This is a genomic window from Streptomyces sp. NPDC051133 (assembly GCF_040682635.1).
Lineage (GTDB): Bacteria > Actinomycetota > Actinomycetes > Streptomycetales > Streptomycetaceae > Streptomyces.
This window is the reverse complement of the sequence record NZ_JBFBBK010000020.1, coordinates 129,897-148,920: the sequence shown is the minus strand read 5'-3', so window position 1 is coordinate 148,920 and position 19,024 is coordinate 129,897. Positions and strand designations below refer to the sequence as shown.

Here is a 19,024-nt window from a genome sequence, read left to right as displayed (position 1 = left end):
ACCTCACGGATTGCGCACCCATGCCCAAGGTACTTCTGTACTCCCGACAGCCGCTGAGCAAGCGTCCGCTCCAGCAGTGGCTGGACGACACCGCCGACAGCGTCGTGCTGCTCACCACGCACAAGGCGGTGGCCGGCGCGAAGGACGTGCTCGACGCGCACTTCCCCGCCCACCGACTGGTGGACGACTACTACGCGTGGTCCACCGAACTGGCCGCCGAGGAGGCGGCCCGCGCCCATGGCGCCGAGCTGGTGGCCAGCACCAGCGAGGACGACGTCCTGCGGGCGGCCCGGCTGCGCGAGCGCCTGGGGCTGCCGGGCCAGGGGACCGCGAGCGCGACGGCCTACCGCGACAAGGCGGTCATGAAGGCCCTGCTGCGGGACGCCGGCCTGACCGTGCCGTCCTTCGCCCCGGTCGACAGCCCGCTGGACCTGCTCGACTTCCTCGAGGCCGAGGACGGTCCGGTGGTCGTCAAGCCGCGCTCCGGCGCCGGCGCCGAGGGCGTGAGCGTGCTGCGCTCCCCCGCGGACCTGGAGGCCTTCCTGGCCCGCCAGAAGTCCTCGGAGGTGCCGTTCCTGGCCGGTCAGTGGATGGCGGAGGGCTTCGTCCACGGCGACTTCTTCCACGTGGACGGCATCATGCGGGACGGCCGCGTCGTGCACTGCTGGCCGTCGCAGTACAACAGCGGCGTCGCCGAGCACCTGCAGGGCCAGACCCAGCTCAGCAGCGTCCTGCTGGCCGCGGACGACGAGCGTACGGCCGGCCTGCGCGGCCTCGCCGAGGACGTCGTCGCGGCCCTTCCTGCCGCCCCCCTGCCGCTCGCGTTCCACCTGGAGGCGTGGCTCGGCGCCGACGGCAGGCCCGTCGTCTGCGAGATCGCCAGCCGCGCCGGGGGCGGTCTGATCGCCGACACCTACGAGCGGGCCTTCGGCGTCCACCTGGCCAAGGAGGGGCTGCGGGCGCAGTGCGGCAGCGCCCTGACCCTCGCCCGGCAGCCGGCCGCGCCCGAGGCGCCCACCGGCTGGATCCTCTTCCCGCCCGGCCACGGCCGCTTCAGCCCGCCTGCGGAGCCCTGCCCGGTCCCCGGCGTGGACCTCACCGTGGACCTGGAGCCCGGCACCGAGTGCACGGGCCTGGAGTACGCCGCCCAGTCCGCGGCCGGCGCCCTGGTCACCGGGGATTCCCCCCAGGAGATCCGCAAGCGCCTCACGCTGCTGACCGAGTGGTGGAACCTGCACACCTCCTGGCTCTGACCGCTGCCGCCGGACCGGCCCGCGCCGTCGCCGCCGGACCGGCCCGCACCGTCAGAACAGGGAGGTGCCGCGCTCGAAGTCCAGCAGCCGGCGCTTGCGGTCCAGGCCGCCGCCGTACCCGGTGAGGTCGCCGCCCGCGCCGATCACGCGGTGGCAGGGGACGATGATGCCGATCGGGTTCCGGCCGTTGGCGAGGCCGACCGCGCGGGACGCCTTGGGGTTGCCGAGGGCGTCGGCGAGCTCGCCGTAGCTGCGGGTCTCGCCGTACGGGATCCGCGTCAGCTGGTCCCAGACGCTGCGCTGGAACGCCGTCCCGTGCAGGGCGAGCGGGAGGGTGAACTCGGTCAGCTCGCCCGCGAAGTACGCCGTCAGCTGCTCGGCGGCCTCGGCGAAGAGGGAGTCGTCGAGGCCGCCGAAGGCCTCCTGCGCCGGCCGGTGACGCTGGTCGGTCATGTAGAGGCCGCACAGCACCCCGTCGTCGGCGACGAGGGTGAGGGGGCCGTAGGGGCTGTCGATGACGGTGTGCTGCTTCATCGCGAAGGTCCTCGGTGATGCGGGTCGATGCGGCACGTCGGCCGGCGGATGCCAGGAATGAACGGAAAGCCCTTATACGGGCAGGAAGTTGATGGGGTGGCTGTCGGTCGCCCACAGGTACTGCACCGCGTACGCCCGCCAGGGCCGCCAGGCCTCGGCGCGGGCGGTGAGCGCTGCCGGAGTGGACGGCAGGCCCAGCTCCCCCGCCGCGCGCCGGATGCCGAGGTCGGTGGGGAGGAAGGCGTCGGGGTCGCCGAGGGCGCGCATGGCGATGACGTCGGCCGTCCAGGGTCCGAAACCGGGCAGCGCGAGCAGGCGGGCGCGGGCCTCGGCCCAGTCGGACTCGACCCCCAGGTGCAGGGTGCCGTCGGCCAGCCGGCGGACGAGCGTGGTGAGGGTGGTGCGCCGGGTGCGGGGCATCGCCAGCGTCTCGGGGTCGACGCCGGCCAGCGCCTCGGCGGACGGGAAGAGGTGGGTGAGGCCGCCCTCGGGGTCGTCCAGGGGCTTGCCGTGCGCGGTGACGAGCCGGGCCGCGTGGGTGCGGGCGGCGGCCGTGGACACCTGCTGCCCGAGCACGGCCCGTACGGCGAACTCCGCCTCGTCGACCGTGCGCGGCACCCGGCGGCCGGGGGCCCGGTCGACCAGGGGCGCGAGCAGCGGGTCGGTGCGCAGCCGGTCGTCGACGGCGACCGGGTCGGCGTCCAGGTCCAGCATGCGGCGGCAGCGGCTGATCGCCACGGTCAGGTCGCGCAGGTCGCTCAGGGTGAGCCGGCAGGCGATGTGGTCGGGACGCGGGGTGAGCGCGACGATGCCGTGCCCGTACGGCAGCCGCAGCGTGCGCCGGTACGCGCCGTCCCGCCACTCCTCCACGCCGGGCACGGCGGTGGCGGCGAGGTGGCCGAAGAGGTTGTCCGGGTTGAGCGGGGCCCGGAACGGCAGGCGCAGGGAGAGTCCGCCCGGGGTGCCGGGGCCGCTCTTGGGCGCCCGGGAGCGCAGCTCGCTCGGGGACAGCGCGAAGACCTCGCGGACGGTGTCGTTGAAGGTGCGGATGGAGGAGAAGCCGGCCGCGAAGGCGATCTCCGCCATGGGCAGCGGGGTGGTCTCGACGAGCAGCCGCGCGGTCTGGGCGCGCTGGGCACGGGCGAGCGCGAGGGGGCCGGCGCCCAGTTCGGCGAGGAGCTGCCGCTCCACCTGCCGGGTGCTGTAACCGAGCCGGGCGGCGAGTCCGGGCACGCCGTCGCGGTCCACGACGCCGTCGGCGATCAGCCGCATGGCCCGGGCCACCAGGTCGGCGCGCCGGTTCCACTCCGGGGAGCCGGGGCTGGTGTCGGGGCGGCAGCGCTTGCAGGCACGGAATCCGGCCTGCTGGCAGGCGGCCGCGCTCGGGTAGAAGGTCATGTTCTCGGGCTTGGGCGGCACGACGGGACAGCTGGGCCGGCAGTAGATCCGGGTGGTCAGGACGGCCGTGAAGAACCACCCGTCGAACCGGGCGTCCTTGGACTGCACGGCCCGTACGCAGTGCTCCCGGTCGAGGTGCGTCGCTGTCTGCATGTCTCAAGGATCGGCCACGGGCAGGGCCGGACGCTGGCGGAAATCCGACATCAGCGTCCGCCGGCCTGCCGTGTCCCCGGCCGCCCTGCCTACAGGCGGCTGTCCTGGCGGAACCGGGTGATCCACTCGGCGGTGTGCCGCAGCCCGCCGAACGTGTAGAAGTGCACCTTGACCGCGCCGTGCCGCGCCGGGTCGTAGCGGCGGGCCAGGGTGTGCAGGAAGCGGTCCGGGCCGGTCGTGCCCATGAGGTTGGTCAGCGAGAAGCCGTACTTGCGGGCGACGGAGGCGCTGGTGGCGACGCCGAACCGGGTGGCGTAGCCGAGCAGTCTGCGCACGCCGGCCGGTCCGGGGACGCCGATGCGGACGGGCAGGTGCACGCCCCGGGCGCGGGCGGCCTCCAGCCAGCCGAGGACGGGGTCGACGTCGAAGCCGAACTGGGTGATCACGTCGCCGGTGAACCGGTCGGCCCCGATGGCGGCGGCCTTGTCCGTGAGCGCCGACCACAGCGGGCCGTCGGCTATCGCGGGGTGCCCCTCGGGGTAGCCGCTGATGCCGATGTGCCGGACGCCGTGGTCGCGCAGCAGTCCGCTGCGCAGGACGGCGAGGGCGTCCTCGTAGGGGCCCTCGGGGCGGGCGGGGTCGCCGCCGACGACGAACACGTTCTCGGCGGTGCCGTCCGCCGCCAGGCCGCCCAGGAACTCCTCCAGTGCGCCGCGGGAGGGCAGCCGGCGTGCGGAGATGTGCGGTACGGGGACGAAGCCGAGCCGCTTGACCGCGCGGGCTGCGGCCAGCCGCATGCCGAGGTCCTCGCCGGCGAGAAAGGTGATGTTGATCCGGGTGCCCGGCGGGATGCCGTCCCGCGCCTCCTCGAGCCGGGCCACGTCCTTGCCGGTCATCTCCAGCGAGAAGTCGTCGAGCAGAGCGGTGCCGACCGCCGGGGTGACGGTGGGAACGGGGTTCATCGTGCTCCTCGTACGACTGCGGTCCTGACCCGGGCCGATGATGTCACGAGAGCCGCGCGGGGCCCGGTCCGGGGGCGAACGGCGACGCGGCCGCGCTGCCGCGCTGCCGCGCGGACAGGGGGAGGCAATCGACCCCTAGGACGCACGGCCACCGGCCGGGGCGGCCCGTCGGGCCCGTGCCGCGGGCCCGTGCCGCAGGAACGCGCGGCCACCGGCCGGGGAACCGGTCGCGGAACCGGCCGGGGGCCGCCCCGGCGGGCCCGCGCCGCGGGTACGCACGCCCACCAGCCGGGGAACCGGCCGGGGCGGCCCGACCAACCATGCCGCGGGTACGCACGCCCACCGGCCAGGGAACCGGCCGGGGCGGCCCGACCAACCATGCCGCGGGTACGCACGCCCACCAGCCGGGGAACCGGTCCGGGGCGGCCCGACCAACCATGCCGCGGGTACGCACGTCCACCGGCCAGGGAGCCGGCCGGGGCGGCCCGCGGGCCCGGGCCGCGGGTGCGCGGCCGGACTGCTGGGCGTCGCGGCAGAACCGCCGGGCGCCCGGGCCCCGCGCTGGGCCGCTATGGCGCCGGGTTCAGCGGGTCGTCCAGCACGCCGGCCAGGCGGCCCGCCTCGGCGGACGGATCGAGAGCGGGGTCGAGGCCCGCCGCCGCGCCCGTGAGCGCGGTGAGCGCCGGGACCAGACCGGCGCGCTGCTGGGCGGGCAGCCGTTCCACCAGGGCCCGGATCTGCGCGCGCCGGTGGCTCAGCACGCGGTCCACCAGGTCCTCCCCCGCCGGGGTCAGCCGCAGGACGACCTCTCGGCGGTTGTCCGGGTTGACCCGCCGGTCGGTGAGGTTCAGTGCCTCCAGGCGCTCGACCATGCGCAGCGCGGTGGACGGCGTGACCCCCAGCGTGGCGGCCATCGCCGCGAGCTTGATCGGGCCGCAGGTGCGCAGGGCGACCAGGGAGCGCAGCTGGGGCAGGGTCAGCGGTACGTCGACGGAGGCGAGGGCGCGCGCGGAGAGGGCGACGATCAGCCGCGAGGCGGCCATCACGGCGAGCGTGATCTCCTCGGCCTCCCGGTCCAGGGCCTTCTCGGACCCCGCGAGCCCGTCCGCAGACCCGCCGCTCCCGGCCACCCCGCCCGGCACTTCTTCAGCTCCTGCCACTCGGTCCGGCGCCCCGCCGCTCCCGGCCACCCCGCCCGGCGTCCTCGCGGACCCCGCGGCCCGGCTCGGCGCCTCGGCCGGCCCTGCCACGCCGGCCCGTGCCGTCGCGGCCCCCGCCGATCCCGCCCCCGCCGGCGTCTCCCCGGGCGCTTCCCCCTGCTCCCCCGTCCGGTCCGGGACGCCGTCCTGCTGGGCCATGGGCTCCTCGCTCCCCTTTCCGCTGTCCACGATCCGGACGCAACCCGTCACCCAAGGTGACGATTGCAGACTGCAATGATAAGCTTCGGGCAGCCGGACCGAGCGGGCGCGACGGTTCCGGTGCCGAGGGTGATGACGATGAGATCCGAGCCGATACGCGAAGCCTATTCCTTCGTGTGCCTGCGCTGCGGGCACGCCTGGGAGGGCGCCTACGACATCCGGCATGTCCGTGACGCCCGGGGACGCCTGCGCGCCGAACACCACGTCACGGGCGGCCCCAGGGTCCCGTCCCCGCTCACGGCGAACAGCTGCCGGGTGTGCGGCGGGCGCAGGATGCGCATCCTGCGCCCCGGGCGGGTGGACTCCGCACGCTCCATGCCCGGCTGAGGGCACCGGCCGCACCCCTTTCCCGACGGACGCGCAACGACGCGCGTCCGTCGTCATGTCCGACGTCCGCCACCGCCTCACACCGGCACGGGCCGCGCTGCCCCGAGTCACCGCGGCTCCCGGTGCCGGCCCGCCCCGCCGTGCCCGGTCACCCACCCCTGCCTCAGTGCTACCGGTACGACCGCTTCGGCTTCACCACCCGTTCCAGCCAGCTCCACGAGTCCCGGCTGCTGCGCGTCGGCGCCCCGCTCTTCCACTACGCCCTGTTCCTCGTCGTCGGCTGCCATGTGACGGGCCTGCTGGTCCCGGAGGCACCGACCCGGTGGCTGGGTGTCGGCGAGGCGCAGTACCACGCGGTCGCGCTGACCATGGGCGGGGCCGCGGGGATCGCGGCGGCCGCCGGCCTCGGTCTGCTGCTGCGCCGCCGGCTGCGCGTGCCCGCCGTACGCCGGGCGAGCCGCCGCAGCGACCGGCTGGCCCTGCCGCTCCTCGCCCTGGTCCTCCTCGCCGGGCTGACCGCCACCGCCTCCTCCGTGACCGACCGACCCCTACGACCACCGGCTCGGGGTGGCCGTCTGGTTCCGCAGCCTGTTCGCCCTCGACCCCGACGTCGGCGCCATGGCGCACGCCCCGCTCGTCTACCGGCTGCACGCCCTGCTCACGCTGGCCCTGTTCGCGCTGTGGCCGCCGTTCGGCCGCCTGGTGCACGCCTTCACCGTCCCGCTCGGCTATGCCGTCCGGCCCTACGTCGTCTACCGCTCCCCGGACGGCGCGGGGGCGCGCGGCCGGGTTATGGACCGGTGAGACGCACCCTTTTTGGCCCTGGTGACCGGACCAGGGTCCCGGCAGGGTGGTGATCCCGAACCCGAGGAGATCACCGCCATGCGATTCCGGCACGCGCCGAGCATCTGGTCCACGTACCCCGAACTGGCCTCCGGCGCGCTGTACGCCACCGGCGTCGACGCCCGCGCCGACACCGGGCCGCGCGCCGCCGCGTACACCGCCCGGGCCGTGGCCCGGCTGGCCGGGGCCACCGAGGGGGAGTTCCCCGAAGTGCTGGCGTGGCGGCGGGCGTTCAGCCGGATGGGGATGAAGCCGACGCAGTACCGGTGCGCGTCCGAGTCGCTGCTGCGGCGGCTGCGGAAGGAGGGCGCGCTGCCGCGCATCCATCCGCTGGTCGACCTGTGCAACGCCCTGTCGGTGGCGTACGCGGTGCCGGTCGCGGTCCTCGACGTCGACCGGATCGCCGGGCCGCTGCTGGAGGTGCGCCCGGCGGGCGGGGACGAGAGTTACGTCCCGTTCGGCGGCGGCGTCGAGCATCCGGGGCCGGGCGAGGTGACGTTCGCCGACTCGGCCGGACGGGCGCACGCGCGCCGCTGGACGCATCGGCAGAGCGGCTTCTCGGCCGTCGGCGAGCACACGGGGCGGGTGCTGGTGGTGGCCGAGGCCATGCACGAGGGCGGTGCGCAGATGGTGCCCGAGCTGCTGAAGACCCTTGAGGAGGAGGTGGGGGCGCACTGGGCGGCCGTCACGCGCAAGGCCGTACTCACCCCGGCCGCACCGGACTTCGTCCTCGGCGACTGACCGGCACGGGCACGTGACGGCGCGGGCACGTGACAGCATGGGCACGTGACAGCATGGGCACGGTGAGCGAGGGAGCGGAGCGACTCCCCGGGCGGGGCTCGGACTTCCTGCAACTGGCCGTCGGTGACGTGCCGGCGGACGGCAAGGCGGAGTGGCTGGCCGGGCGGCTGCGGGGGGCGATAGCCGACGGCGGGCTGGCAGTGGGCAGCAGGCTGCCGCCGAGCCGGGTGCTGGCGGCGGAGCTGCGCGTCTCGCGCGGCGTGGTCACCGAGGCGTACCGGCGCCTCGGTGAGGACGGCCACGTGGAGGGCCGCCGCCGCGGCGGCACGGTGGTGGTCGCGGCCCCACTGGCCCCGCCCGCACCTGCCCACGGCGCCTCGGGCGCACCCGCCCACCCGGGCCCGGACGCGCCCGCCCGCGCCACCTCGTCCGTACGTGGCACCGTCACCTCGGGCGCGCCCGCCCCGGGCACCACCGGCACACCCGACGCCGGTACCGCCGCCTCCGGGGCCTGGAGCCTGCCCGTCCCCGGCAGCTCCGGTGCGGGTGCCCCTCTCCCGGGCGGCGGATCCGGTGCCCTCTTCTTCGGCGCCCCCGGTGCCGACGTCTTCGACCTCCTGCGGGCCGCGCCCGCCGCCGTCGACTTCACCCCCGGCCGCCCCGACCTCACCACCTTCCCCCGCACCGCGTGGCTGCGCGCGGAACGGGCCGTGCTGGGCGAGCTGTCCGCCGAGCATCTCGGCTACGGCGACCCGCACGGGGCCGCCCCGCTGCGGCGGGCCGTCACCGGCTGGCTCGCCCGGATGCGGGGCGTGCGGGTGGAGCCCGACGAGGTGCTGATCGTCGCGGGCACCGCGCAGGCGCTGAGCCTGCTGCACCCGGTGCTGCGGGCGGACGGCGTCGAGGCCGTCGCGGTCGAGGACCCCGGCTCGCTCGGCGCCCGGCAGCACCTGCGCGACGGCGGCCTCGCCACCCCGCCGGTACCGGTCGACGCCGAGGGCCTGCGGGTGGACGCGCTGCGGGCGACCGGGGCCCGCGCGGTGCTGCTCACACCGGCCCACCAGTTCCCCACCGGCGTGGTGACCAGCGGCGAGCGCCGGCGTGAACTGCTGGGCTGGGCCCGGGAGGGCGGGCTGATCCTGGAGGACGACTACGACGCCGAGCACCGCTACGACCGGCCGCCGGTCCCCGCGCTGCGCGCGATGCTGGCCGACCGGGTCTGCTACCTGGGCAGCGTGTCGAAGCTGCTCGCGCCGGCCCTGCGCATCGGCTGGCTGCTCGCACCGCCCCGGCACCGGGCCGCGCTGGTCGACGCCAAGCGCCACAACGACCTCGGCAACGCGGTGCTGCCGCAGCTGGTGCTCGCCCGGCTGATGGAGTCCGGCCGGCTGGAGCGCCACCTGCGGCTGTTGCGCGGCCGGCACCGCAGCCGCCGGGACGCGATGATCGCCGCGCTCGCCGAGCACCTGCCGGGCGCGACCGTGCACGGCGCCGCGGCCGGTCTGCATCTGACGGTCACGTACACCGCGGACGTGCCCGACACCGCGTTCGCCGCCGCCGCGCTCGCCCGGGGCGTGAAGTGCCAGCCGCTGTCCTGGCACCGGCAGTCGCCGGGCCGCCCCGGACTCGTCCTCGGCTACGCGGCCACCCCGCCGGGAGTGATCGCCGAGGGTGTGGCGCTGCTGGGCAGGACCCTGCGCGAGCTGTAGCCGGCCCCCGGCGCCGGTCAGCCGGCCTGCCGGGCGAACGCGTCGTAGGCCCGGTCGTCGAAGAGGACGAAGCGCACTTCCGCGACCGCCGTCGGCGTCTGCCGCACCGTCTCCACCGCGATCCGTGCCGCGTCCTGCATCGGCCACCGGTACACGCCGGTGGAGACTGCGGGGAACGCGACCGTACGGGCGCCGAGTTCGTCGGCGACCTTCAGGGACTCCCGGTAGCAGGACGCCAGCAGGCCGGAGCGGTCCTCGGTGGCGGAGTACACCGGGCCCACCGTGTGGATCACCCAGCGGGCGTCGAGGTCGCCGGCCGTCGTGGCGACCGCCCGGCCGGTGGGCAGGCCCTTGCCGTAGTGGGAGGCGCGCAGGCCGCGGCACTCCTCCAGGATCGCGGGGCCGCCGCGGCGGTGGATCGCGCCGTCCACGCCACCGCCGCCGAGGAGTGAGGAGTTGGCCGCGTTGACGATCGCGTCGACGCTCTGCCGGGTGATGTCACCCCGGACGAGGGTGATGGTGGTCATGTCTGCCTCAGTCTTCGCCAGACGGCCTTGGCCGCGTTGTGCCCCGACATGCCGTGCACTCCGGGCCCCGGCGGCGTGGCCGAGGAGCAGATGAAGACCGCGGGATGGGGGGTGTGGTACGGGAACAGGGACAGTCCGGGGCGCAGCAGCAGCTGGAGTCCGGAGGTCGCGCCGCAGGCGATGTCGCCGCCGACGTAGTTGGCGTTTCGTGCGGCCACCTCGGCGGGTCCGGCGACGGCGCGGGCGAGGACGCGGTCGCGGAAGCCGGGGGCGAAACGCTCCAGTTGGCGTTCCATGACGTCGGTGAGGTCACCGGTCCAGCCGTTGGGCACATGACCGTACGCCCAGAAGACCTGCTTGCCCTCCGGGGCCCGGGTGGGGTCGACCACGCCGGGCTGCACGGTGATCAGGAAGGGGTGGTCCGGGGCGCGGCCCTCGCGGGAGGCGGCGCGCAGGGCGGTGCCGATCTCGGCCTGGCTGGCGCCGATCTGGACGGTGCCGGCGACGCGCGCCTCGGGCGCGGTCCACGGGACCGGGCCGTCCAGCGCGTAGTCGATCTTGAAGACGCTGGGGCCGTACCGGTAGTGCGCGTAGTGGTCACCGAAGCCGGCGATGCGGGCGAGGGCGGTGGGCGAGGTGTCGAAGACGTAGGCGCGCGCCGGCGGCAGGTCGTCCAGGCGCTTGACCTCGTAATCGGTGTGCACCGCACCGCCGAGGTCCGACAGGTACGCGGCGAGGGCGTCGGAGATGGCCTGGGAGCCGCCGCGGGGCACCGGCCAGCCGCGGGCGTGGGCGGCCAGCGCGAAGACCAGTCCGACGGCGCCGGTGGCGAGGCCGCCGAGCGGGGCCATGACATGCGCGACCAGCCCGGCGAAGAGGGCCTTGGCCCGCTCGTCCTTGAACCGGCGCATCAGCCACGTGGACGGCGGCAGCCCGGCCACCCCGAAGCGGGCCAGGGTGACGGGGTCGCGCGGGAGCGCCGTCGCCGGCAGGGACATGAAGTCCCGGACGAGCGTGTCCCAGCGGGCGAGGAACGGCTCGACGAGCCTGCGGTACGCGCCCGCGTCGCGCGGCCCGAAGGAGGCGGCGGTCTCGGCGACCGACCGGGAGAGGACCGCGGCGGTGCCGTCCGGGAAGGGATGCGCCATCGGCAGCCCGGCGTGCAGCCATTCGAGGCCGTAGCGCTCCAGGGGCAGGGCGCGGAAGGCCGGCGAGTTGATGCCGAGGGGGTGGGCGGCCGAGCACGGGTCGTGCAGGAAGCCGGGGAGGGTGAGTTCCTCGGTGCGGGCGCCGCCGCCCACGGTGGACTTCGCCTCGAACACGGCGACGGAGAAGCCCCGGCGGGCCAGCTCCACGGCAGCGGTCAGTCCGTTCGGTCCCGCACCCACCACGACCGCATCGAGCATCGACGGCACCTTCGGACCCCTTCGTCAGCCGATGGCCACTCGGCATCAGGATATGCCGGGGGACCGGCGTTCCCGGGCCGGGGTCGGCGGGAGGGCGGGGTGCGGGGCCCGCCGGGGTCAGTCCCGCACGCGCAGCAGTCCGGCCAGCCGCCGGGCCGTCGCGGTGTCGCGGGCGGCGGTGAACGGCAGTGCGTTGCCTCCCGTCACGCGGAACGGCTCGCCGGTGCGGGTGAGGTGCGCACCGCCCGCCTCCTCGACGAGGAGCAGTCCGGCCGCGTGGTCCCAGGCGGCCTCCCAGGAGAACACGACGCCGTCCAACTCGCCCCGGGCGACGGCCAGATACTCCAGGCCGGCGGAGCCGCACGGACGCGGTGCCACACCGTCGGTCCACAGGGCGCGCAGCACGTGCTTCTGCTCGTCGGTGGTGAAGTCGGGGTGGGAGGTGGCGACGGCGAGGTCCCGGCCGGGCGCGGGCGGGCCCGCCCACAGCCGCTGCCCGTCCAGGAAGGCGCCCCGGCCGCGGACCGCGGTGGCGAACCGGTCCCGTGCCGCCGCGTACGTCCACGACGCCAGGACGACCCCGCGGTGGGCGAGCGCCACCAGGGTGCAGAAGCCGTCGTCGCCGTGCACGAACTGGCGGGTGCCGTCGACCGGGTCGACGATCCAGACCGGTGCGTCGCCCTGCAGCGCGTCGTACGTCGCCGGGTCGGCGTGCACCGCCTCCTCGCCGACCACGACCGAGCCGGGCAGCAGGGCGCCGAGGTCCTGGGTGAGCCGCTTCTCGGCGAGGCGGTCGGCGTCCGTCACCAGGTCGTGCGGGCCGCTCTTCTGGTCCACCTCGTCCGCGGCGAGGCGGCGGAAGCGGGGCAGGATCTCGGCCTCGGCCGCCTTGCGGACCGCTTCCTCCACGTCCGCCGCGCGGCGGCTGAGAAACTCGTCGATGGTTTCCGTCGTTGCTTCGATCATGCCTCCATGAGAGCACGCCCCACTGACAATCCCCGTGCGCCCGGTGCACGCCAGGTGGAATCGGGATGAAGAACGGGTGCCGCAAGATCGCTCAGCGGCCCACCGCGTACCCCTGCATCCCCCGCGGGTTGGCCGCCGCCGACAGGATGCCGGTCTCCGGGTCGCGGGCCACCGCGCACAGGCGGCCCTCGGACCAGGCGGGGCCGACGGTGACGTCGTGGCCGCGGCGGCGCAGTTCCCCGATCACCTCCGGGTCCGTCCGGGACTCCACGGTCACGCTTCCGGGGCGGCGCCCGCGCGGGTAGAAGGAGCTGGGGAAGCTGTCGTTGTGCCAGTTCGGGGCGTCGATGGCGCCCTGCAGGTCGAGGGCGCCGCGGACGGGGGCGCGCAGTGCGGCGGCGAGGAAGAAGTGCAGCTGCCACTGGTCCTGCTGGTCGCCGCCGGGCGTGCCGAAGGCGAGGACCGGCACCCCGTCGCGCAGCGCGAGGGACGGGGTGAGGGTGGTGCGCGGACGGCGGCCGGGGGTGAGGGAGTTCGGCAGGCCCTCCTCCAGCCAGGTCATCTGCAGGCGGGTGCCGAGCGGGAAGCCGAGTTCGGGCACGACCGGGTTGGACTGCAGCCAGCCGCCGCTGGGGGTGGCCGCGACCATGTTGCCCCAGCGGTCGACGACGTCCAGGTGGCAGGTGTCGCCGCGGGTGGTGCCGTCGACGGCCACGTGCGGTTCGCCGGGGATCTCCGCGACGGTCGGCTCGCCCGCGCCCATCGGGTCGAAGCCGCGCTCGCCGGTGTCCACGCACGCGTGTGCCTGAGCGGGCAGCCGCGGGACGCGTCCGCCGGGGCCGCCCGGCCGCAGTTCGAAGGAGGCCTTGGCACCGATCAGGGCTCGCCGGCCGGCGTTGTAGTCCTCCGAGAGCAGTGCGGTGAGGGGCACCTCGGCGGCGTCCCCGTACCAGGCCTCGCGGTCGGCCATGGCGAGCTTGCAGCCCTCGATCAGCAGGTGGACGTAGTCGGCGGAGCCGTACGCGGGCAGCCGGGGCGGGAGCAGGGCGAGCTGCTGGAGCATGGCGGGGCCCTGGCTCCAGGGGCCGGCCTTGCACACGGTCCAGCCGTTCCAGTCGTACGTCACCGGCGGCTCGTACGTCGCCGACCAGCCGGCGAGGTCGGCCTCGGTGAGCGTGCCGGTGTGGCGTTCGCCGCTGGTGTCCCTCGTGGGCCGCCGGGACTGCCGCAGCAGGGCCTCGGCGATGAAGCCGGAGCGCCACACCGCGCGGGCGGCGTCGATGCGGGCCTCCCGGTCGCCGCTGCCCGCCGTCTCGGCGAGCAGCCGCTTCCAGGTGGCGGCGAGGGCGGGGTTGCGGAACCGCTCACCGGGCCGGGGCGCCCGGCCACGGGGCAGGTAGACCTGCGCCGACGAGGTCCACTCCGTCTCGAACAGCTCCCGTACGGTCTCCACCGTCGCGCCGAGCTTCTCCACGGGCGGGTGCCCGTGCTCGGCGTAGCCGATGGCGTACTTCAGGACGTCGTCCAGGGACTTCGTGCCGTGGTCGCGCAGCAGGAGCAGCCAGGCGTCGAAGGCGCCGGGCACGGCGGCGGCGAGCGGCCCGGTGCCGGGCACGAGGTCCAGGCCGAGCCCCCGGTAGTGCGCGACGGTGGCACCGGCCGGGGCCACGCCCTGTCCGCACAGCACCCGTACGGCGCCCCCGGCCGGGGCGAGCAGGATCGGCACCTCACCGGCCGGCCCGTTCAGGTGCGGCTCCACCACGTGCAGCACGAACGCCCCGGCGACGGCGGCGTCGAAGGCGTTGCCGCCGTCCTCCAGGACCGCCAGCGCCGACTGCGAGGCCAGCCAGTGGGTGGAGGAGACCATGCCGAAGGTGCCCTGCAGGGTGGGCCGGGTGGTGAACACGGGCGTCGTCTCCTCGGCTCGGGTACGTCGGGCTCGGGCACGTCGGGCTCGGGTACGTCGGGGCTCGGCTGCCTCTTCCGGGTGATCGTACGAGCGTGATCGGCGTCCGGGAACACGGCGGCGACCTGCGGCGTTGATCCCGTGCGGCAGCGGAACGAAAGGACCGGGCAGTGCACGGTGAGTACAAGGTGCCCGGCGGCAAGCTCGTCGTCGTGGACGTCGAGACCGAGGACGGCGGCGTGCTGGGGCACGTGCGCGTGGCGGGCGACTTCTTCCTGGAGCCGGACGAGGCGCTGGACGCGATGAACCGCGCGCTGGAGGGGGCCCCGGCGGACACCGACGCGGCGGGGCTGGCCGCGCGGATCGAGGCGGCGCTGCCGGCGGGGACCGTGATGTACGGGCTGACGGCGGAGGGCGTGGGGATCGCCGTGCGCCGCGCCCTGGCGCGGGCCACGGACTGGACGGACTACGACTGGCAGCTGATCCACGAGGCCCCCCAGCCGCCCGCGCTGCACATGGCGCTGGACGAGGTGCTGACGGCCGAGGTGGCCGCGGGCCGCCGGCCCCCGACGCTGCGGGTGTGGGAGTGGGGCGCCCCGTCGGTGATCATCGGCAGCTTCCAGTCGCTGCGCAACGAGGTGGACCCCGAGGGCGCCGCCCGGCACGGCATCGAGGTGGTGCGGCGCATCTCCGGCGGCGGCGCGATGTTCGTGGAGCCCGGCAACACGATCACCTACTCGCTGTCCGTGCCCGAGTCCCTCGTGCAGGGCCTGTCCTTCCAGGACAGCTACGCCTATCTGGACGACTGGGTGCTGGGCGCCCTCGGCGACATGGGCATCCGGGCCTGGTACCAGCCGCTGAACGACATCGCGACCGACCAGGGCAAGATCGCGGGAGCGGCGCAGAAGCGGATCGTCGGGCCGGGCGGTGGCCCGGGAGCCGTGCTGCACCACGTGACGATGTCGTACGACATCGACGCCGACAAGATGACCGAGGTGCTGCGCATCGGGCGGGAGAAGCTGTCCGACAAGGGCACCGGGAGCGCGAAGAAGCGGGTCGATCCGCTGCGGCGGCAGACGGGGCTGCCGCGTGAGGCGGTCATCGAGCGGATGATCGCCTCGTTCCGGGCGCGGTACGGCCTCGTCCGGGGCGGGATCACGGACGGGGAGCTGGCGCGGGCGCAGGAGCTGGCGCGGACCAAGTTCGCCTCCGCGGAGTGGACGGCGCGGGTGCCGTAGCGGCCGGCCCCGCCGGCGCCCCGGTTCAGCGACGGGTCAAGGACTGCTCTGTGCTCGGCCAAGCGGTCGTATGGGTTCCGTGTGCGGCCGGACCTCCACCCCGACATAGCCGGATTTGCGCTCTTGACCGGTGGCTACCGTGGTCGGGCCTTGTCGGCCATGCGAACACGGGGAAGAGGTGACGGCGGTGGGCGCGCCGGTACGTTCACGCCTGTCCGATCTCGTCGAGCCGGATCCGCCGGGACGGGACGTCCCGGAACCGGCCCGGCAGCCGCGCCGTTCGGCGCTGCACGACTTCGTGGAGGCCGCGCCGCCGCCGCGGCCGGCCGCGGACGACCGGCCCGGTCCCCGGCCGGGTGTGCCCGCCTACCACACGCCGGTGTGCGTGCCGGCGCATCCGCGGTCCGTCGCGTCCACGGGCCGGGGCGGCCGCCCCGCGCGCGTGCCCTTCGTCATGTTCGAGCTGTTCGAGCATCCCGCCCACGGCACCGTGGCCTTCGCGTTCACGACGCCGCGGAAGCTGGCGGACGCGCTGGGCGAGGCACAGCCGTGGGTCGCCGCCTCGCTCGGCCCGCTCGTGGAGGGCGTGCGCGAACAGGGCGTCACCGTGCTCCTCGACCCGCAGGCGGGGCCGGACGAACCCCACTGGCGGCCGGACGAACTGGCCGCCTACGCACGGGAGGTACGCGGGTGAGCGACTTCAAGGCGGTCTACGACGACCTCGCCACCATGGCGAAGACCTTCCACGACCAGGCGGGTCACTACCGCACGCTGCACCCGGACGTGGCACCGGCCGTCGTCAGCGGTGGCGACGCCGGACTGGACGCGGCGATCAAGGAGGTCGCGGACCTCATCGTCGCCCTGCACACCGGCATGGCCGACCGCATGGACGACCACGGGGACAAGGTCGCGTACGCGCGGGACTCCTTCCACCGGCACGACGTGGACGTCCACGGTGCCTTCGAGGATCTGATGGGGTGAGAGCCGATGGGTGACAGCTGGGTCGGCGGCGACATCGGCGGACTGCGCACGATGGCCGAGACGTACAAGAACGCCAAGGACAAGCTCGACGGGGTGGTCAAGCCGCTCAGCGGCACCGTCGACAAGCTGGTCGGCGACGCGGACTGGAAGGGCGAGGCGGCCGAGAGCTTCCGCGCCAAGTGGAGCGAGGACGCGCTGGCGGCCGGCGGCTTCGCCGAACTGGTGCACGCGGCGGGCGAGATCCTGGAGACGCTCGCGGGCGCGCTGTCCACGTGCGAGACGTCCCTGCAGAACGCGGAGCACATCGCGGCCCGCAAGGGCGTCGCGACGGACGCCAAGGGCGCGCCGGTGCCGGTCATGACGGCGGATCCCCCGAGCGCGGAGGACCGGAAGACCATCTCCGCGATGGACGACTACGCCACCGCCCGCAACGAGATCCTGCACACCGCCCAGCACGCGCGGCTGGTGGCGGCGCAGCAGTTGCAGGGGCTGTACGACAAGGTGACGTCGAAGGACGGTTCGGTCTCCCCCGGCGACAAGGTCACCCTGTACGACGCGCTGCGCGGCCTGTACGCGTACGACGCCGAGGACGCCCGCGCCGGGGGCATCGAGGCCCGCAAGCACCTCGACGCGGCCAAGGCCGAGGCGCAGGCCGCCAAGAAGGAACTCCGCGCGGAGCGCAAGGCGTTCCAGAAGGCCGGCAAGGCGCTGCCCAAGGACCTGCCCGCCAAGAGCGCCTACCGCGACGCGGTCACCAAGGTCGACGGGCTGGAGGAGGACATCGCCCGCGCCGACAACGGCAGCACCAAGATGCCGTACGACCGTGCCCTGAACGTCAAGCTGGCCGACGCCGCGGACGCGCTGCGCCTGGGCAAGGGCCTGGAGGCGCTGCCGGACGCCCTGAAGGAGATTCCGGTGCTGGACGTCGTCGCAGCCGGCGCCTGCGGCGTCCTGGAGGCCTCCGACGACCACGACAAGGGCTGGTCCTGGCAGCACTCGGTCGCCGTCGACGAAGGCGCGAACGTCGGCGGACTGGTCGCAGGAGCGGCCATCACGGCGGGGCTCGTGGCCGCCGCACCCATCGATCTGACCGCGGGCGCCGTGGCCGCGGTCGGTGTCGGCACGGTGATCGTCACGACCTCCGTCCTGGACCACACCCTCCACGAGCACTGGAGCGAGGACATTCACGACCATGGGGTGGTCGGTGGCGTGCTGACCGGGACCAAGCATGTCGCCACGGAGACCTACGACGACGGGAAGCGACTGGTGAAGGACGTCTGGCATGGTGTCACGAGCATCTTCTGAAGCACCGGCCGGAGGGCTGCCCGTCGCCGTCCCGAAACTTCCGGGACTGGGTACCACCTGGTACGAACGCGGCCCACGCTACTGGCTGCGGCGCGTCCTGGCCTCGCTCAACATGCTCCTCGCCGCCGCGATCGTGTGCTTCGTGGCGCTGTCCTTCTACTCGGGGTTCCGCGATCTGCTGCCGTCCGGCGTGCGTGTCGTGTGGGACGGCGTACAGGTGGCCGCCTCCTTCGTGGCCTTGGCATGGGGCTGGGCGTCACAGCGCAGGGGTCTTCGCGAGGCACTTCTGGATCCCCCCGACCCCGGCATGACCCGCCGGGCCAAACGCGACCGCTCCGGGCGTGTCCCGGGCCTGATCGCCCTGGGCCGCGGGCTCATGCTGCTGGCGGCGCCGGTCCTGCCCGCGTTCGCCGCATGGTGCGTCGGCTGGTTCGCCGCCTCGATCGCCGTCCGCGAATACCCCAGTGAAGTCGGCGCCCGCCGCTGGCTGGAGGCACATAACGGGCAGAGCCGTACGTCCTGAACGCGCTGTCGTGACCGCGCGGCCACGCTGCGAGTTTCCGCTTCCGCCCACAGGGAGTCGTGTGACACTGTCGTCCCACGTCCACCATGCGGAACCCTTCCGTCCCCCCTCTCCCACGAGAAGTGCGCCGTGCGTTCCCTTCCTCTGCCGCTCGCCCTCACCGCGCGACTGACGCCGGTCGCGGTGCTCGCCTGCGCCGGCTGGGCGCTGTCGTCCGGCCCGGCGGCGTCACCGGCGGCCGCCGGGCACCGGACGGACCAGAAGACGTCCGCCCAGTCCTCCTCGGCAGCCTCGTCCTCCTCCGGCCCGTCGTCCACCGCGGCGGCGAAGGCGTACGGCAGCGCGCCGTCCCCGTGCCCCAGCGTGCCCGCGGACACCGTCAAGTCCCTGGTGCCCGGGGCGAAGACGGCCGGCAAGGAGATCCCGTCGACGGACACCGACCTGCGCCGCACCTGCTCCTGGAACGCGCTGGACGGCTACGACTACCGCTGGCTCGACGTGTCCTTCGAGGTCGCCTCCTCCGATCAGGAGGCGGAGAAGGAGTACCAGCAGCGGGTCACCGAGAAGAGCGGCGGCGGGGCCGTGCCCGGGCTCGGGGACAGCGCCTACTCCGTCGTGAACCTCACCACCGAGGACAAGCAGCAGACCCGCGAGGGCGTGGTGATGGCCCGCGTCTCCAACGCGCTGGTGGTCGTCACCTACAACGGCAGCGACTTCGAGACCAAGAAGGCCCCGAGCACGGACGAGATCAACAAGGGCGCCATCAAGGCGGCACGGGCCGCGGTGTCGGCGCTGGAGGGCGGCAAGTCCGGCTGACCACCGCCCTCCGACTGC

At 74.8% G+C, this 19,024-nt stretch carries 18 protein-coding genes and 1 pseudogene; 11 read left to right on the top strand and 8 right to left on the bottom strand.

Annotated elements, in window-relative coordinates; translation table 11 throughout:
• The first annotated feature begins 20 nt into the window (after window positions 1–20).
• Window positions 21–1,253: a hypothetical protein gene (locus tag AB0N17_RS21960; RefSeq protein ID WP_366013098.1), complete on the top strand. Its 1,233-nt coding sequence runs from the start codon at window positions 21–23 to the stop codon at window positions 1,251–1,253.
• Between the two features lie 51 nt (window positions 1,254–1,304).
• Here the strand turns inward: AB0N17_RS21960 and AB0N17_RS21955 are convergent, their stop codons facing one another.
• The 4 genes from AB0N17_RS21955 to AB0N17_RS21940 form a co-directional block, all read right to left on the bottom strand.
• Window positions 1,305–1,787, bottom strand: coding sequence for a methylated-DNA--[protein]-cysteine S-methyltransferase (locus AB0N17_RS21955; protein WP_366013097.1), 483 nt, complete (start codon window positions 1,785–1,787; stop codon window positions 1,305–1,307).
• Window positions 1,788–1,859: 72 nt separating this feature from the next.
• Window positions 1,860–3,338, bottom strand: a complete 1,479-nt coding sequence (locus AB0N17_RS21950; RefSeq protein ID WP_366013096.1) for an AlkA N-terminal domain-containing protein — start codon at window positions 3,336–3,338, stop codon at window positions 1,860–1,862.
• Between the two features lie 89 nt (window positions 3,339–3,427).
• Window positions 3,428–4,300 carry a methylenetetrahydrofolate reductase gene (locus tag AB0N17_RS21945; protein WP_366013095.1) on the bottom strand — a complete coding sequence of 291 codons (873 nt, stop codon included), beginning with the start codon at window positions 4,298–4,300 and terminating at the stop codon, window positions 3,428–3,430.
• Window positions 4,301–4,869: 569 nt separating this feature from the next.
• Window positions 4,870–5,658 (bottom strand): MarR family winged helix-turn-helix transcriptional regulator, encoded by a 789-nt coding sequence (locus tag AB0N17_RS21940; protein ID WP_366013094.1) that lies wholly within the window; start codon window positions 5,656–5,658, stop codon window positions 4,870–4,872.
• Between the two features lie 138 nt (window positions 5,659–5,796).
• Between AB0N17_RS21940 and AB0N17_RS21935 the strand changes: the two genes are divergently transcribed.
• The 4 genes and pseudogenes from AB0N17_RS21935 to AB0N17_RS21920 all read left to right on the top strand — a co-directional run bounded on the left by AB0N17_RS21935 (window position 5,797) and on the right by AB0N17_RS21920 (window position 9,338).
• A complete protein-coding gene (locus AB0N17_RS21935; protein ID WP_366013093.1) occupies window positions 5,797–6,045 on the top strand; it encodes a hypothetical protein in 249 nt (82 codons plus the stop codon).
• Window positions 6,046–6,215: 170 nt separating this feature from the next.
• Window positions 6,216–6,849, top strand: a pseudogene (narI, locus tag AB0N17_RS21930) (respiratory nitrate reductase subunit gamma); the annotation flags it as partial.
• A gap of 78 nt (window positions 6,850–6,927) precedes the next feature.
• On the top strand, window positions 6,928–7,629 hold the full coding sequence (locus AB0N17_RS21925) for a phenylalanine--tRNA ligase beta subunit-related protein (RefSeq protein ID WP_366013092.1): 702 nt from the start codon (window positions 6,928–6,930) through the stop codon (window positions 7,627–7,629).
• A 62-nt stretch (window positions 7,630–7,691) separates the two neighbouring features.
• Window positions 7,692–9,338, top strand: a complete 1,647-nt coding sequence (locus tag AB0N17_RS21920) for a PLP-dependent aminotransferase family protein (RefSeq protein WP_366013091.1) — start codon at window positions 7,692–7,694, stop codon at window positions 9,336–9,338.
• Window positions 9,339–9,355: 17 nt separating this feature from the next.
• On the opposite strand, the gene AB0N17_RS21915 is transcribed toward AB0N17_RS21920, so the two are convergent.
• The 4 genes from AB0N17_RS21915 to AB0N17_RS21900 form a co-directional block, all read right to left on the bottom strand.
• Window positions 9,356–9,865: an O-acetyl-ADP-ribose deacetylase gene (locus tag AB0N17_RS21915; protein WP_366013090.1), complete on the bottom strand. Its 510-nt coding sequence runs from the start codon at window positions 9,863–9,865 to the stop codon at window positions 9,356–9,358.
• A complete protein-coding gene (locus tag AB0N17_RS21910; protein WP_366013089.1) occupies window positions 9,862–11,280 on the bottom strand; it encodes an NAD(P)/FAD-dependent oxidoreductase in 1,419 nt (472 codons plus the stop codon). The genes AB0N17_RS21915 and AB0N17_RS21910 overlap by 4 nt, the downstream gene beginning before the upstream one ends.
• Window positions 11,281–11,388: 108 nt before the next feature.
• Window positions 11,389–12,237, bottom strand: coding sequence for an inositol monophosphatase family protein (locus AB0N17_RS21905; RefSeq protein ID WP_366013088.1), 849 nt, complete (start codon window positions 12,235–12,237; stop codon window positions 11,389–11,391).
• A 91-nt stretch (window positions 12,238–12,328) separates the two neighbouring features.
• The gene (locus tag AB0N17_RS21900) at window positions 12,329–14,143 is read right to left on the bottom strand and encodes a gamma-glutamyltransferase (protein WP_366013087.1); all 1,815 of its coding nucleotides are present in this window, start codon (window positions 14,141–14,143) and stop codon (window positions 12,329–12,331) included.
• Window positions 14,144–14,313: 170 nt separating this feature from the next.
• Here AB0N17_RS21900 and AB0N17_RS21895 point away from each other — a divergent pair, with 170 nt between their 5' ends.
• From AB0N17_RS21895 to AB0N17_RS21870, 6 genes are all read left to right on the top strand, one after another.
• Entirely contained in the window at window positions 14,314–15,381 is a 1,068-nt protein-coding gene (locus AB0N17_RS21895) for a biotin/lipoate A/B protein ligase family protein (RefSeq protein WP_366013086.1), read from the top strand.
• Between the two features lie 187 nt (window positions 15,382–15,568).
• Complete coding sequence (locus AB0N17_RS21890; RefSeq protein ID WP_366013085.1) at window positions 15,569–16,075, top strand: SAV_915 family protein; 507 nt, start codon at window positions 15,569–15,571, stop codon at window positions 16,073–16,075.
• On the top strand, window positions 16,072–16,362 hold the full coding sequence (locus AB0N17_RS21885; protein WP_366013084.1) for a DUF6317 family protein: 291 nt from the start codon (window positions 16,072–16,074) through the stop codon (window positions 16,360–16,362). The genes AB0N17_RS21890 and AB0N17_RS21885 overlap by 4 nt, the downstream gene beginning before the upstream one ends.
• A 6-nt stretch (window positions 16,363–16,368) precedes the next feature.
• Window positions 16,369–17,667, top strand: a complete 1,299-nt coding sequence (locus AB0N17_RS21880) for a hypothetical protein (RefSeq protein WP_366013083.1) — start codon at window positions 16,369–16,371, stop codon at window positions 17,665–17,667.
• Entirely contained in the window at window positions 17,645–18,190 is a 546-nt protein-coding gene (locus AB0N17_RS21875; RefSeq protein ID WP_366013082.1) for a hypothetical protein, read from the top strand. The genes AB0N17_RS21880 and AB0N17_RS21875 overlap by 23 nt, the downstream gene beginning before the upstream one ends.
• Before the next feature lie 129 nt (window positions 18,191–18,319).
• Window positions 18,320–19,006, top strand: a complete 687-nt coding sequence (locus tag AB0N17_RS21870) for a hypothetical protein (RefSeq protein ID WP_366013081.1) — start codon at window positions 18,320–18,322, stop codon at window positions 19,004–19,006.
• Window positions 19,007–19,024: the final 18 nt, after the last annotated feature.

Coding starts and splice junctions, on each gene's coding strand:
- AB0N17_RS21880 (WP_366013083.1), top strand. CDS start 16,369: ATGGGTGACAGCTGGGTCGGCGGCGACATCGGCGGACTGCGCACGATG.
- AB0N17_RS21905 (WP_366013088.1), bottom strand. CDS start 12,237: ATGATCGAAGCAACGACGGAAACCATCGACGAGTTTCTCAGCCGCCGC.
- AB0N17_RS21935 (WP_366013093.1), top strand. CDS start 5,797: ATGAGATCCGAGCCGATACGCGAAGCCTATTCCTTCGTGTGCCTGCGC.
- AB0N17_RS21875 (WP_366013082.1), top strand. CDS start 17,645: ATGGTGTCACGAGCATCTTCTGAAGCACCGGCCGGAGGGCTGCCCGTC.
- AB0N17_RS21915 (WP_366013090.1), bottom strand. CDS start 9,865: ATGACCACCATCACCCTCGTCCGGGGTGACATCACCCGGCAGAGCGTC.
- AB0N17_RS21940 (WP_366013094.1), bottom strand. CDS start 5,658: ATGGCCCAGCAGGACGGCGTCCCGGACCGGACGGGGGAGCAGGGGGAA.
- AB0N17_RS21960 (WP_366013098.1), top strand. CDS start 21: ATGCCCAAGGTACTTCTGTACTCCCGACAGCCGCTGAGCAAGCGTCCG.
- AB0N17_RS21945 (WP_366013095.1), bottom strand. CDS start 4,300: ATGAACCCCGTTCCCACCGTCACCCCGGCGGTCGGCACCGCTCTGCTC.
- AB0N17_RS21925 (WP_366013092.1), top strand. CDS start 6,928: ATGCGATTCCGGCACGCGCCGAGCATCTGGTCCACGTACCCCGAACTG.
- AB0N17_RS21955 (WP_366013097.1), bottom strand. CDS start 1,787: ATGAAGCAGCACACCGTCATCGACAGCCCCTACGGCCCCCTCACCCTC.
- AB0N17_RS21950 (WP_366013096.1), bottom strand. CDS start 3,338: ATGCAGACAGCGACGCACCTCGACCGGGAGCACTGCGTACGGGCCGTG.